The sequence below is a fragment of the Burkholderia sp. HI4860 genome, assembly GCF_002223045.2.
In the GTDB taxonomy this organism is placed as follows: Bacteria; Pseudomonadota; Gammaproteobacteria; order Burkholderiales; family Burkholderiaceae; genus Burkholderia.
The window spans coordinates 61,032-75,072 of record NZ_NKFO02000005.1; the positions used below are offsets into that span (position 1 = coordinate 61,032).

The 14,041-nt window shown below is 67.6% G+C and carries 13 protein-coding genes and 2 pseudogenes; 11 read left to right on the top strand and 4 right to left on the bottom strand.

Translation table 11 applies throughout. The features are described 5' to 3' along the window. The first annotated feature begins 46 nt into the window (after positions 1 to 46). The 3 genes from CFB34_RS34350 (at position 47) to CFB34_RS34360 (ending at position 2,609) form a co-directional block, all read left to right on the top strand. On the top strand, positions 47 to 502 hold the full coding sequence (locus tag CFB34_RS34350; RefSeq protein WP_089444140.1) for a DUF1269 domain-containing protein: 456 nt from the start codon (positions 47 to 49) through the stop codon (positions 500 to 502). 34 nt (positions 503 to 536) lie between these two features. Further along, positions 537 to 791, top strand: coding sequence for a hypothetical protein (locus tag CFB34_RS34355; RefSeq protein ID WP_089444141.1), 255 nt, complete (start codon positions 537 to 539; stop codon positions 789 to 791). Between the two features lie 393 nt (positions 792 to 1,184). Beyond that, entirely contained in the window at positions 1,185 to 2,609 is a 1,425-nt protein-coding gene (locus CFB34_RS34360; protein ID WP_069249479.1) for a PLP-dependent aminotransferase family protein, read from the top strand. 30 nt (positions 2,610 to 2,639) lie between these two features. Here CFB34_RS34360 and CFB34_RS34365 read toward each other — a convergent pair whose 3' ends face one another. Beyond that, positions 2,640 to 3,800, bottom strand: coding sequence for an NAD-dependent formate dehydrogenase (locus CFB34_RS34365; protein ID WP_089444143.1), 1,161 nt, complete (start codon positions 3,798 to 3,800; stop codon positions 2,640 to 2,642). 238 nt (positions 3,801 to 4,038) lie between these two features. Here CFB34_RS34365 and CFB34_RS34370 point away from each other — a divergent pair, with 238 nt between their 5' ends. After that, a complete protein-coding gene (locus tag CFB34_RS34370; protein ID WP_089444144.1) occupies positions 4,039 to 5,571 on the top strand; it encodes an FAD-dependent oxidoreductase in 1,533 nt (510 codons plus the stop codon). A 38-nt stretch (positions 5,572 to 5,609) separates the two neighbouring features. Continuing rightward, a complete protein-coding gene (locus CFB34_RS34375; RefSeq protein WP_089444145.1) occupies positions 5,610 to 5,987 on the top strand; it encodes a DUF5594 family protein in 378 nt (125 codons plus the stop codon). A gap of 38 nt (positions 5,988 to 6,025) precedes the next feature. Here CFB34_RS34375 and CFB34_RS34380 read toward each other — a convergent pair whose 3' ends face one another. Together CFB34_RS34380 and CFB34_RS34385 are read right to left on the bottom strand one after the other, a co-directional pair. After that, positions 6,026 to 6,244 (bottom strand): DUF6566 family protein, encoded by a 219-nt coding sequence (locus CFB34_RS34380; RefSeq protein ID WP_089444146.1) that lies wholly within the window; start codon positions 6,242 to 6,244, stop codon positions 6,026 to 6,028. Between the two features lie 218 nt (positions 6,245 to 6,462). Next, a pseudogene (locus CFB34_RS34385) lies at positions 6,463 to 6,576 on the bottom strand (transposase); the annotation flags it as partial. 180 nt (positions 6,577 to 6,756) lie between these two features. Here CFB34_RS34385 and CFB34_RS34390 point away from each other — a divergent pair. The 4 genes from CFB34_RS34390 (at position 6,757) to CFB34_RS34405 (ending at position 12,777) form a co-directional block, all read left to right on the top strand. Beyond that, complete coding sequence (locus CFB34_RS34390) at positions 6,757 to 7,959, top strand: RNA-guided endonuclease TnpB family protein (RefSeq protein WP_089444147.1); 1,203 nt, start codon at positions 6,757 to 6,759, stop codon at positions 7,957 to 7,959. Between the two features lie 183 nt (positions 7,960 to 8,142). Then, a complete protein-coding gene (locus CFB34_RS34395) occupies positions 8,143 to 8,607 on the top strand; it encodes a DUF1269 domain-containing protein (RefSeq protein ID WP_089444148.1) in 465 nt (154 codons plus the stop codon). 461 nt (positions 8,608 to 9,068) lie between these two features. Further along, a complete protein-coding gene (locus CFB34_RS34400; RefSeq protein ID WP_089444149.1) occupies positions 9,069 to 10,436 on the top strand; it encodes a sigma-54 dependent transcriptional regulator in 1,368 nt (455 codons plus the stop codon). A gap of 37 nt (positions 10,437 to 10,473) precedes the next feature. Further along, positions 10,474 to 12,777 carry an ATP-binding protein gene (locus tag CFB34_RS34405; protein ID WP_089444150.1) on the top strand — a complete coding sequence of 768 codons (2,304 nt, stop codon included), beginning with the start codon at positions 10,474 to 10,476 and terminating at the stop codon, positions 12,775 to 12,777. 109 nt (positions 12,778 to 12,886) lie between these two features. On the opposite strand, the pseudogene CFB34_RS34410 reads toward CFB34_RS34405, so the two are convergent. Continuing rightward, positions 12,887 to 13,072 (bottom strand): annotated as a pseudogene (locus tag CFB34_RS34410) (CBS domain-containing protein); the annotation flags it as partial. A 153-nt stretch (positions 13,073 to 13,225) separates the two neighbouring features. Between CFB34_RS34410 and CFB34_RS34415 the strand changes: the two are divergent. Together CFB34_RS34415 and CFB34_RS34420 are read left to right on the top strand one after the other, a co-directional pair. After that, positions 13,226 to 13,531, top strand: a complete 306-nt coding sequence (locus CFB34_RS34415; protein WP_089444151.1) for a hypothetical protein — start codon at positions 13,226 to 13,228, stop codon at positions 13,529 to 13,531. 157 nt (positions 13,532 to 13,688) lie between these two features. Then, positions 13,689 to 14,006 (top strand): hypothetical protein, encoded by a 318-nt coding sequence (locus tag CFB34_RS34420; RefSeq protein WP_089444152.1) that lies wholly within the window; start codon positions 13,689 to 13,691, stop codon positions 14,004 to 14,006. The last annotated feature ends 35 nt before the right edge of the window (positions 14,007 to 14,041 follow it).

Below are 14,041 nucleotides of genomic sequence, written 5' to 3' on the forward strand. Positions count from 1 at the left end.
CCGGTGCGGCCGCTGCCACTGGCCATCCAACCGAGCGAGGTATCGCATGACCAAGCAACTGATCGTCGCCGTGTTCGGCAACGTCGACACGGCCCGCCAGGCCGCGAACGATTTCGAGGCGCTGTCGGAGAAGGACGAGGGATTCCACATCGAGAACGGCGTCGTCGTCGAGAAGGACGCGACCGGCAAGCTCGCGGTCCTCCATGCCGAATCGCGGCCGTTCAAGGGCGGCGTGATCGGCGCGATCGCAGGCGGCTTGCTCGGCCTGCTCGCCGGGCCGCTCGGCGTGGTCACCGGCATGGCGGCCGGCGCGGGCGCCGGCATTCTCGCGGAAGCGGCCGGCAACGCGCTGCTCGACGGCACGTTCGTCGAGACGGTGGCGGCGCGGCTCGTGCCCGGCAGCGTCGCGATCATCCTGGAAGCGAAGGAAGACACGCCGTTCTCGGTCGACAACGTCGTGACCGGATTCGGCGGCAAGGTGTTTCGCCAGTCGCTCGATTGAGCGTGTCGTCGTCGAACCGGAAAGGGAGAACCGCATGCGCATCGAACAATCGTACCGGCGCTTCGACATCGCGGCGACGCTGTCGCCGCTGCCCGGCCACGGCAGCCGCGCGATCGCGAGCGTCGACGTGACGACCGACGATCCGGGCCGCCTCGCCGATCTCGGCACCGCGCAGTTCCTGCAGATCCGCAAGTGGGTCGAGTCGAACGACATTGCCTTGCTGACGGTGGTGTTCGACGAGTGCAAGGTCGCGATCGATCACTACGCGGACAACGTCGACGACGCTTGAGCGTACGCGAGGCCCGCGCATCAGCCGGCTTCGCATAACTTGCCGCCCGACGGCCGCCGGCAAACCGCGACGACGCACGCCGGCACCGCGCCCGGCAAATGCTTGCCACGCGATCGCGCGGGGCCGTTTGCCGTCGCGTTCGAATCTGTTCACCACGCCGGCCGGATTTCACGTTTCGTCGCCAAACTGTCACTTACATTCGTCGAAATGACGCAGTAGGATGCCGAACCTTGTCTAGATGAGATTCGCATTGCTATCCGCCTTCAATTTCGATAACGGACGAGGTTCGCACCGGGACGCCCGCGCCCGGGCACGGCTATCCGGCTTCGTGCACCGGCGCGGCCATGCCGCCCGTGCATCGCACGCCGGTTCACCGCTGGCGGGGCGAGGCGGATGAAGCTCTACGAGAAATTTGCAAACGACATAGAGAGACTCATCCGGCAGGGCGTATATCGACACGGCGATCGTGTCCCTTCGGTGCGGCAGGCGAGCCAGCAGCACCGGATCAGCATCACGACCGTGCTGCATGCGTATCTGTTGCTGGAAAGCCGCGGGCTGCTGGAGAGCCGGCCGCAGTCGGGTTATTTCGTGAACCTGCGGCGCGACGACAGCCATGCGCCGGTGCGCGAGCTGCGCCCGTCGAAGCCGATCGCGATCTCGTCGTCGGTGGACGTGAGCCGGCTCGTGCTGTCGACGCTGCGCTCGATCGGCACGGACGACGCTGTGCCGCTCGGCTCGCCGTACCCGGACCCGAGCCTGTTTCCGTTCGAGAAGCTGAACCGCTATGCGTATGCGGCCGGCCGCGACAAGTCGCTGTGGGGCGTGACGGACGGGCTGCCGCCCGGCCATCCGCGACTGATCCGCCAGATCGCGCGCCGCTACCTGGAAAACGGGATGTCGGTGGATCCGAACGAGATCATCGTGACGGTCGGCGCGACGGAGGCGATCAACCTGTGCCTGCAGGCCGTTGCGAAACCGGGCGACACGATCGCGGTGGAATCGCCGACGTTCTACGCGATGCTGCACGCAATCGAACGGATGGGGATGAAGGCGATCGAGGTCGCCACGCACCCGGAATACGGAATCGACATCGCGGCGCTGGCCGCGATCGCGAAGTCGCAGCCGATCGCCGCATGCATGGTGATGCCGAACTTCCAGAACCCGCTCGGCTTCCAGATGCCGGACGAGCGCAAGCGCGAGCTGGTCGAGTTCGCCGCGAAAGCCGACCTGCCGATCATCGAGAACGGCGTGTACAACGAACTGTATTTCGGCAACATGCATCCGAGCACGCTGAAGTCGTTCGACCGGCACGACATCGTGCTGCACTGCTCGTCGTTCTCGAAGAGCCTGACGGCCGCGTACCGGATCGGCTGGGCACTCCCGGGCCGCTATCGCGAGCAGGTCGAGAAGCTGAAATTCCTGAACACGCTTGCAACGCCGTCGCTGCCGCAGCTCGCGATCGCGGAGTTTCTCGAACGCGACGGCTACGAGCATCACCTGCGGCGGATTCGCAAGGCGTATGCGCAGCAGGCGAACCTGATGCGTACGATGGTGTCGCGGTTCTTTCCGGAAGGCACGCGCATCTCGAGCCCGGCGGGCGGATACGTGCTGTGGATCGAACTGCCTGCGCAGATCGACGCGATGCGGCTGTACCAGCTCGCGCTGGAGCAGGGAATCACGATCGGGCCGGGCTACATGTTCTCGATCACGGACAGCTACCGGAATTTCATCCGGCTGAACTACAGCAGCCCGTGGTCGCCGGAGATCGAGCAGGCGGTGATCGCGGTCGGCAAGCTCGCCGCCTACTGTCTCGACTGAACGTGCCGCCGCGCGTCGCGCGTGGCGTCGTCACGTCAGCCGGTACGACTGCGCGCCCGTTCCCGCGAGCGTGCCGCCGTCGACGATCAGGTATTCGTTGCGGATCGGCTTGCCGTCGAACCAGCATTGCAGGATCTCCAGCGTGCCGGCCGCGTAGCGGGCCTGCGCGGACAGCGACGTGCCGGAGATGTGCGGCGTCATCCCGTTGAACGGCATCGTGCGCCACGGGTGATCGGCCGGCGCCGGCTGCGGAAACCACACGTCGCCGCCGTAGCCCGCGAGATGCCCGGACGTGACGGCATTCACGACCGCGTCGCGGTCGACCAGCTTGGCCCGCGCGGTGTTGATCAGGTACGCGCCGCGTTTCATGCGCGCGATCATCGCCGCGTCGAACAGGTGCTCGGTCGACGGGTACAGCGGAATCTGCAGGTTGACGATATCGACGGCGCTCGCGAGTGACGCGGCATCGGCGTGATACGTGAGCCCGAGTGCCTGCTCGATCGCTGCATCGAGCCGGTGTCGCTGCGTGTAGTGCAGTGGCAGCCCGAACGGCTGCAGCCGGCGCAACACGGCGAGCCCGATGCGCCCCGCGCCGACCGTGCCGAAGTGCATGCCTTCGACGTCGTAGCTGCGCGACACGCAATCGGCGATGTTCCAGCCGCCTTGCTGTGCGATCGCATGCGACGGCAAGTAGTTGCGCACCAGCGCGAGCGTCGTCATCACCACGTGCTCGGCCACGCTGATGCTGTTCGAGCCGGTGACTTCGGCGACGGTGATGTGGGCGCGCGCGGCGGCGTCGAGATCGACGTGATCGGAGCCGATGCCCGCCGTCAGCGCGAGCTTCAGCTTCGGCGCGCGGGCGATCCGTTCGGCCGTCAGGTACGCGGGCCAGAACGGCTGCGAGATCACGACGTCCGCTTCAGGCAGCCGGCGCTCGAATTCGGAGTCGGGGCCGTCCTTGTCGCTCGTGACGATCAGCGTGTGGCCGTGCGCTTCCATATAAGCGCGCAAGCCGAGCGCGCCGGACACCGAGCCGACGAGTTCGCCGGGACGAAAGCCGGGCGGGCCGGCCGGCGTCGGCGCGGTCTGCCCGTCCGCGTAGTGCGTGATGACCGGAATCGTATCGCGCACGTAGCGCGGCGGGTAGCCGTCCACGGGATCGGGGTAGAGCACGCACAGGACGGTGGCCATCGGGTAGTACTCCTGGTGACAGGGGAAGGCGCGCGGCACGCAGATTGCGCAGGATGCCCGACGTGCGCGGCGATCAGCAGCCGTGTTGCGCCGCAACGTTGATGACGTTCTACGCCCGTCATGGATCTCGTACAAGCTACAGTACGTGTTTGCGTGCGCTGCGGGGACGTCTGTACCTGTTCTTTTCAGGAGGGATGTCGATAATGGGATCGTTACCTGACTTTTCGGGAGCCACGTCATGACTGGAAGCGACGATTCGTCGTCACGCCCCGATCTCACGCAAGGCATCGCGCTCGACGATCTCGCCGACGGCGCCATGATCGAGGGCCATGTCGGCGATGCAGCGGTGCTGCTCGTGCGCCGCGCCGATGAACTGTTTGCCGTGGGCGCGCAGTGCCCGCACTACGGCGCGCCGCTGGCCGACGGCCTGCTGGAAGGCGACACGATCCACTGCCCGTGGCATCACGCGGCGTTCTGCCTGCGCACCGGCGCGCTGCTGCGCGCGCCGGCGCTCGACGGGCTGCCGTGCTGGCGCGTCGAACGCCGCGACGGCCGCGCCGTCGTGCTCGATGAGCGGCCGGCCGCCGCGCCGCCTGGGTTGAAGGCAACCGGACTGCCCGCGTCGGTGGTGATCGTCGGCGGCGGGGCGGCTGCCATCGCGGCGGCGGTGACGCTGCGGCAGGAAGGCTATCCGCATCCGGTCACGCTGCTCACGGCCGATGCCGATCCGCCGTACGACCGGCCGAACCTGTCGAAAGACTATCTCGCCGGCACGGCCGATGCCGACTGGCTGCCGCTGCGTGCACCATCGTTCTACGCGGACCATCACATCGACGTGCGATGCGGCACACGCGTCGTACGCATCGACCCCGCGCAGCAGGCGGTCGAACTGGCCGACGGGAGCCGCGTCGGCTACGGTGCGCTGCTGCTTGCAACCGGCGCCGAGCCGAACCGGCTGACCGTACCGGGCGCGGATCTGCCGCACGTGTGTGTGCTGCGCTCGCGCGCCGATTGCGACGCGCTGATCGGCAAGCTGAAAACCGCACGCCGCTGCGTCGTGGTCGGCGCAAGCTTCATCGGGCTCGAAGCGGCTGCCGCACTGCGCACGCGCGGGCTCGACGTGCAGGTCGTCGCGCCCGATGCGCATCCGATGGCGCGCGTGCTCGGCGAAGCGCTCGGCAGCACGATCCAGGCACTGCACGAGTCGCACGGCGTCGTGTTCCATCTCGGCGCGACACCCGCGCGGATCACGCCCGACAGCGTGACGCTGTCGACCGGCGACATGCTGCCGGCCGATCTCGTGGTGGTCGGCATCGGCGTGCATCCAAACGTGGCGCTCGCGCAGGACGCGGGGCTGGCCGTCGACCGCGGCGTGACGGTCGACCGCTTCCTTCAGACGAGCGCGCCCGGCATCTACGCGGCCGGCGACATCGCGCGCTGGCCCGATCCGCTGACGGGCGAGCGGATTCGCGTCGAGCACTGGGTCGTCGCCGAGCGGCAGGGCATCGCCGCCGCGCACAACATGCTCGGGCAGCAGCGGCCGTTCGACGCGGTGCCGTTCTTCTGGAGCCAGCATTACGATCTGACGGTCAACTATGTCGGGCATGCGGAGCAATTCGACCGGGTCGAGATCGACGGCGACCTCGGCGCGCACGATTGCTCGATCGCATACTGGCGCGGCAACACGCGGCTCGCAGTCGCGACGGTGGGCCGCGATCTCGACAGCCTGAAGGCGGAAGCGGCATTCGAGCGGCAGATTGCAGCCGCGTGACAGCGGTGTGACGACATGATTCGAACCCTGGAGGCGAGATGAATTCCGATGTGCGTGCCCGTTTCGAAACCGAGTTTGCGCCGCGCATCGCGGCGCGTGTGCTCGGCCTGTATCAGCCTGGCGAAGTGAGGGTGGAGGTCGTGCCGCACGACGGGCAGGGCGGCCCGACCCGTGTCGACGTGATCGGCCTCACGTCGACGGTCGGATTGCCGAACCGGCTGAACGCGCGGCTCGCGTGGCGTGACGATGCGATCGATGCATTGCTGGCCGAGCCCGACCGCAGTCGCTTCGACCGCTATCTCGCGGCGTTGCCGGTCACGATCGAACGCTGGCAGATGGAATTGCCGGTCGACTTCAGCACGCGGACCCAGCGCGATCGCGAGATCCTGATCGGCGATCTGGATTTCGATGCGTGAAACGCGCCGTGCGATGCGTGCGGATGAGCCGGTTGCCGCTAGCGGTCGCGTGTCTTGATGATCACGCGGCCCTGGTCGATGCCGCCGCGCAGGGCTTCGTCGCACGTGAGCCATTCGGGTGTGACGAGTTCGGGCGCGGGCAGGTCGACCGGCGCGCCGTCGCGGAAGATCCGCACCTGCGCGACCCACGCGCCGTTCGCGTTGCGCGTCGCGTCGACGCGAATCTCGTGATCCATGAAGGTGTCGGTGGCGTGCATCGGTCGGGGCCCTCCGTCGTGCGTGAACGCGGTGCGTCGATCGTAGCAGCATGGCGTGCGCCGTGCATCCGGAATGAAGCGGAACCTGCGCGCGATCCGACGCACGTGTCGCCGCGCGAGACGGGAGCGAACCTGTGGCCTTCGACCTGACCTTTTTCAGTAAGACGGAGACCACATCGCACCGCCTCACCACCTTTTTGCGAATGCTGGGGGTAGCGCTTCTGCCGGATCATGCGGCTTGAGACGCCCTTGAGGCTGCTCGCCAACGACGACACAGAAACCTCGGGCGGGTAGCTCATCAGCAGGCGGACATGCTCGTCCTCGCCATCGAACCCCATCAGTTCGGATTCGACGCCGCGGAAATGCCGCGCAATCGTTCGGAATTTCCGTGGGGAACACGTCGCGTCGGTATTTGGTCGCGAAGTCCATGTTGCATATGCATCAGAACGACGCAATGGCGACCGCGTCGAATGGCTTGACTCTCACTTGTAGGCCAAGCATAGAATGGCCCGATGCAACGACTCCAGGCTTTCAAGTTCGAACTGATGCCAAACGGCGAGCAGCAGCGCAAGATGCGCCGCTTCGCCGGGGCGTGCCGATTCGTTTTCAACAAGGCGCTGGCGTGGCAGCAGGAGAACTGCGAGGCGGGCGGAAAGTTCATCGGGTACGTTGAGATGGCAAAGCGCCTGACGGCATGGCGCAACGGTACCGAAACGCCTTGGCTCAAGGATTCCCCGGTGCATCCGCTCCAACACGCACTCAAGGATCTGGAGCGAGCCTACAAGAACTTCTTCGCCAAGCGCACCGCCTTTCCGCGCTTCAAGAAGAAAGGCCGCAGCGACAGCTTCCGCTACCCCGACTCGAAGCAGATCAAACTCGATCAGGTCAACAACCGCATCTTTCTGCCTAAGCTTGGCTGGCTCCGTTATCGCAACAGCCGGGACGTGTTGGGCGAAGTGCGCAATGCCACCGTGTCTAGAAACGCAGGAAAATGGTTTGTCTCCATCCAGACTGCGCGTGAAGTCACGCAGCCGGTGTTGCGGGCAACCAGCGCGATCGGCATCGACATGGGCATCGCACGGTTTGCCACAATGAGCGACGGTAGCTTTCTTGTGCCGCTCAACAGCTTCAAGCGGCACGAGGCTAAGCTGCGTCGTGTGCAGCAGGGAATAAGCCGAAAGGTCAAGTTCAGCAACAACTGGAAGAAGGCAAAGGCTCGCATCCAGCGTATCCATGCCCGCATCGGCAATGCCCGCCGCGACTACCTGCACAAAGCCACGACCACGATCAGCCAAAACCACGCGATGGTGTGTATCGAAGACTTGCGGGTACGAAACATGTCGAGGTCGGCGGCTGGAAACTCCGATGCCCCGGGCCGAAGCGTTCGGGTCAAGTCACGCCTCAACAAAGCCATCCTCGATCAGGGGTGGTTCGAATTTCGTCGTCTGCTGGACTATAAGCTGGCGTGGAATGGGAGCTGGCTCATCGCCGTGCCGCCGGCGAATACGAGTCGAACATGCCCGGTCTGCAAATACGTGAGCGCCGAAAACCGGCAGACACAGGCGGCATTCCGCTGTGTCGACTGCGGTCATGAGGACCATGCCGATGTGGTCGGTGCGATCAACATACTGGCGCGGGGACACCGCGTTGCAGCCTGTGGAGAGCCGGTGCAGTCGGGCCGCTCCGTGAAGCAGGAACCCGCCGAGGCGATCTGAAACGAGCATCATCGCTTCAGACGCGGTAGGACCCCCCGCCTTTAGGCGGGGGAGGATGTCAAGGGGATGATTCTCGCGGCGATCGCGATGCAGATGATCGTCGCGAGCCTGAAGGCCGCGTTCGGGCTGCCGCATTGAGCGCGGCGTATCCGGAGGCGGCCGCCTGATTTCACGGAGTCGTTGATGAATACGTTGATCGTGTTGTCCTATCCCGACCTCGCGGCCGCCCATCGCGCGCTCGCCGAAATCGATACGTTGCGCGACCGGCACGTCGTCGCGCTGGCGGGGGTGGCGATCGTTGAGTGCACAACCGACGGACAGTTGCGCGCGCATGCGGTCGACCCCGCTCGCACGCCGCCCGGATCGCTGCTCGGCAGCGTGGTCGAACACATCGAATCGTCGCTCGATGCATGGCGCGAGAAGCCGGTGGACGACGCGCTGATCGATCGCGTCGCACGCAAGGCGCGCCCCGGCACCGTGTCGCTCGGCCTCGCCGCGACGCAACTCGATATCTACGCGTTGAGCACGGCGCTCGCACCGTTCGGCGGAGACGTGATCGACACGACGCTGTCGATCGACGACGAACTGAAGCTCGTCGAAGCGATTTCGAACGCGCGCGACGGCGGCAGTCAGGCCTCAACCGACTGAAGGATCGACGAAGCGCACAAAACGTTCGATGCGCGACGAGTGACGCAGCAGGGTCCGAATCGAACGCACGCCATCGAGCGGTCATGATCGTGATCAGATGATTTCGACATGCGAAAAATCAGACCGGCAAGTTTGACCGCATGGCGCGTCAATGTGCGCAAAAGACGCGATCTGCACGATTTCACGCCACATGATTCCCATGAAACGATGGCGTTCTTACCGATTGCCGCGCATTGAATCTGGCAATGCAGATGACGTGGGCGGATAGATTTATTCGATGACCGGCGAAGGCGCGACATGCCTCTCCTATACTCATAGGGACTGCTTTTCACGGGAGGACAGCCCATCCGCACGAGTGCATCGATCAAGCCCTATCGTCGTGCGACCGGTGGCCGGACCTCGCTGATACCTGCCGCGGTCCCGGCGGCTAAGTGCGCCGGGCTGCTTCACAAGGAGCCACGATGCCCTATGTTCTGATCGTCGAAGACGACGCCGATACGCGCGCCATGCTCGCGGCGGTCGCGCATACGCAGCAACTTGCGTGCGACACGGCCGCGACGCTCGAGGAAGCGCGCACGCTCGTCACGACGCACCCCCCCGATCTCGTGCTATGCGATCTCGTGCTGCCCGACGGCAACGGGATGGATCTGTTCGATGCGTTGCCGAAGCATTCGCACTGCGAAATGGTGCTGACCACCGGCCACGCGAGCCTGGAAACCGCGATCGACGCGCTGCGGCGCGGCGCGACCGACTACCTGGTGAAGCCGCTGAACATGCAGCGGCTGAACAGTATCTTCGCGCGCGTGCCGCGCACCACCGCACTGCACGAGGAAATCGCCGAACTGCGCTCGGAACTGCAGCGCCTCGGCCGTTTCGGCCGCATGCTCGGCAGCTCGCCCGCGATGCAGGCCGTCTACGACGCGATCGGCCGGGTCGCGCGCACCGAGGCATCGGTGCTGCTGACGGGCGAATCGGGCACTGGCAAGGAGCTGGCCGCGCAGACCGTGCACGACCTGAGCCTACGCCGCCGCGGCCCGTTCCTCGCGGTGAACTGCGGCGCGATCGCCGCGAACCTCGTCGAGAGCGAGATGTTCGGCCACGACCGCGGCAGCTTCACGGGCGCGGAGCGCCAGCACAAGGGCTTCTTCGAACGCGCGGACGGCGGCACGCTGTTTCTCGACGAGATCACCGAGATGCCGCTCGAGTCGCAGGTCAAGCTGCTGCGCGTGCTCGAGACGGGGCGCCTCACGCGGCTCGGCTCGACGCGCGAGATCGACGTCGACGTGCGCATCGTCGCGGCGACCAACCGCGATCCGGAGGCCGCGATGGCCGACGGCAAGCTGCGGCCCGACCTGTTCCACCGGATCAACGTGTTCCCGATCCCGCTGCCGTCGCTGCGCGAGCGCGGCGACGACATCCCGATGCTCGCCGATGCATTCCTGCAGCAGTTCAACGCCGACAGCGGCCGGAACCTGCGCTTCGCGCCGGCCGCGCGCGATGCGCTGAAGACCTACGCGTGGCCCGGCAACGTACGCGAGCTGCGCAACTTCGTGCAGCGCGCGAGCATCTTCTGCGACGCCGACGTGATCGATACGCTGCCGCCGCCGATCATGGACGAACTGTCGAACCTGGCCGATTCGCACGAGGATCGTGTGACCGTGCCGTTCGGCACGTCGCTCGAGGAAGCCGACCGGCGGCTGATCCTCGGCACGATCGCGCAATGCGGGGGCGTGAAGGCGCAGGCGGCCGAGGTGCTCGACGTCAGCCTGAAGACGATCTACAACCGGCTCGCGCAGCTCGAAAGCGAAGTGGACAAGCCGGAATCCTGATGCCGCCGCGACCGACCCGTCAGCAGGAGCGTGATCGATGATCGATATTTCGCGGACCCGCGCCGGCAACTACGTCACGGCCGTCATGCTGGTTGCGATCGCCACCGTGCTGCAGGCGCTCGCGATCCGCTTCGGCGGCGTGAACCTGCCGCTGGTCCTCTACTATCCGCTGCTCGCGGGCGCCGCGTGGGCGACGTCGTTCCTGTTCGGGATGGCCTCGACGGTCGTCAGCGGCCTGCTCGTGTGGACGCTGTTCCTCTCGGATCCCGCGGCCTATACGCAGCCGCTGCCCGACCGGCTCGTGCGGCTCGGCACCTTCGTGCTGATCTGCGCGCTCGTCTGCGCGGTCGCGTCGATGCTGCGCCACGCGCGCTTCACGAGCGATGCGGCGCTACGACGTGAAGCGGCCGCGCGCCGGCGGCTCGACACCGTGCTGCAGGCGTTGCCGCATGGCGTGATCGCCACCGATACGAACGGGCGGCTCACCTACCTCAACGCCGCCGCGGCCGCGCTCGTCGGCTGCCGGCCGGACGATGCGATCGGCCGCGCCGCGCGCGACGTGCTGCGGATCGTCGATCGCGACGGCCGACGCGTTCAATCGACCCCGCTCGATCTCGCGCTCGGCGGCGAGGGCGTCGCGTCGGATCGCCACTGGCTGCACGCGGACGGGAGCGAGCCGGTGCCGATCGTCGAGGTGGCCGCGCCGCTCGGCGATGCGGACGGTAACGTCGACGGCGCCGTGCTGCTGCTGCGCGACGCGGGCGCGGACCGTTCGCGGGTCGATGCGTCGCGGTTGCAGCGGGCCGTCGTCGATGCATCGCCCGACGCGATCGTCGGCATCGATGGCGACGGCCGCATCGTCAGCTGGAACTCGGCCGCGCAACGCATGTTCGGCTACGACGAAAGCGATGCGCATGGGCGCACGTTCGAATCGCTGGTGGCGATGCGCTGGCTGAAGCGCAAGCCGCTCGTCCAGTCGTTCGAGGACATGCACGGGGCGGTCGGGCCGATCGACCTGCTGTGCGTGCGGCGCGACGGCCGGCGCTTCCGTGCGACCGTGTCGGCGGGCCCCGTACGCGGCGACGTGCGTGCGTGCGTCGCGTTGTCGCTGACGCTGCGCGAGGCCGGCGCGCAGCGCCGCCGCGACCTGCGCGCGCAGCGGTCGCTGCAGGGCGCACGCGATGCGCGTGACCAGGCCGATACGTCGAACCGGCTGAAGGACGAGCTGCTCGCGACGGTGTCGCACGAGCTGCGCACGCCGCTGAACGTGATCTACGGCTGGGTCGAGGTGCTGCGCAATTCGGGCGACAGCGCGCTGCAGCAGCAGGCGGTCGACGCGATCGACCGCAGCGCGCGCTCGCTCACGCGGATGGTTGGCGACATCCTCGACGCGTCGTCGCTCGCGACCGGCAAGCTGCAGCTTGACGCGATGCCGGTGGACGTCGTGCGGCTGTTCTCCGATTCGGTCGGCGCGTTCCAGACGGCCGCATCGTCGGCCGGCATCGTGCTCGAATTCGACTGTGCGGCGTCGACCTGCGTGGTGTCGGGCGATGCCGAGCGCTTGCGGCAGATGCTGTCGAACCTCGTGTCGAACGCGCTGAAGTTCACGCCGTCCGGCGGCAGCGTGACGGTCGGGCTCGCCCGCGTCGACGCGCGCGTGGTGCTGACCGTGAGCGACACGGGGCAGGGCATCGTGCCGGCGTTCCTGCCGTACGTGTTCGACATGTTCCGCCGCGCGGAGGATTCGCCGGCATCGTCGCGGCGCGGGCTGGGCCTCGGCCTGTCGATCGTGCGGCATATCGCCGAACTGCACGGCGGCGGCGTGACGGTCGAGAGCGCGGGCCGCAATCGCGGCGCGACATTTACGGTGACGCTGCCGGCCGGCTGGCAGCCGGCCGGCGCGGTGGCGTGGGGGAGTGCGCCCGTGGATGTCCATCGCGCCCCGTTGACGCTCGATGCGCAGCGCATCCTGATCGTCGACGACGATCCGACGACGCGCGAGAGCCTGACCGCCGCGCTGACGACGTTCGGCGCGGCCGTCGCGATCGCGTCGACGGGGCGCGAAGCGCTCGCGGTGGCCGCCGACCTGCGGCCGACCGTCGTGCTGTCCGATCTCGCGATGCCCGACGGCGACGGCTTCTGGCTGCTCGACGCATTGCGGCGCGCCGGCATGAACGACGGCGGGCCGCCCGGCATGCGGGTGCTCGCCGTGACCGCGCATGCGGGCCTGGCCGACGAACGCCGCGCGCTCGAGGCCGGGTTCGACGGCTATCTGTGCAAGCCGGTCGACGTGCGCGAACTGGCGGACAAGATCGTGCGCGTGACGAAGCAGGACGGCTGACGCGGCGGCTGTCCGTCGCTGCCTGATTGCGACGACCCGTGTGGGTGACGCGGGGCCGGCCTTGGCCGCAGGCCGGCAGGCTGCATCGCGCACGGCCTGCGACGCACCATCACGTCCGCTTCGGCTGCGACACGCCTTCGAGTGTGTTCGCGACGTCGTCGCGCGCCGGGCCGGCCGAGCGCGCCGCGATGTCCGCGAGCGACAGCATGCCGACCCGCCGCTTGTCGTCGACCGGCAGGCGCCGCAGCTGCGCATCGGCCATGTCATGCTGGATCTCGTCCAGCGAATCGTCCTCGATGATGCGAACGTTTCCGCAACGACCATGCCCGGGGTTGGCACGCGGCACGCGGCACGCGACTTGCCGCATCGACGGGGAAGACGACGAAGATGACGACGACCACGCGCGGCGCGACCCGTGCCGGCCGCGCGCCCATCACACGGAGGCACGATGACGATTCCAAAACGGCGAGAGGGCGTGCGCTACGAACTCAACGTTTGCGGCGGCGGGTTCGATTCGGTGAAAAGCCATTTCAAGGAATGGAAGCGCGAACCGCTGATCTACCGGCCCGATCGCCGGATGTTCGAGGGCAAGGCCGACGTGCGGCCGCTCGGAGACGAGACGTTCGCCGCGACCGAGCCGGCGAGATTCGCGCTGCAGCGTGCGTGCGAGCCCGTCGACCCGTATGCGCTCGCGGCACGCGTGCGCGACGACGGCCGCGAGCTGTGGCTCGTGATGGCCGCGTACGACGCATAGCGACGCGCAGGCAGCGCAGCGAACGACGGCGGGTTCGAACGCCCGGCGCACCGCGGGATGGCGTGCTTGACGCGTGAACGGACGGCACGTGGATTGCGGACTGCCCGGGGCCTGCCCAACCGATTCCGCGGCTGCCGCGGATGTCAGGAGGTGTTCGATGAAACCGATCCGCACGATCCGCACCGGCGCATGCCTGCTGGCCGCCGCGTGCGCGCTGGCTGCCTGCACGCAACCTGCTCCCTCCGGCGCGCGAGGCGCGCCGCCCGCGCCGCCCGCGCCGCCCGGCGCCCACCCGCCGTCGCCGGGCACGACGATGCCCGATGCCAATACGCGCTACGAGCCGCGGCCGTCGCCGGGCAACACGTTGCCGCCGGGCGCGACCGGCGGCGACCCGGCCGACGTGCCGCCACCGGGCCCGAACGGCACGCCGGGCGACCCGCCGCTGCCGGGCACGCCGCCGCCGACGCAGTACTGATACTTGCTGCAGCCGGCGCGTGGCGGGACGGTGCG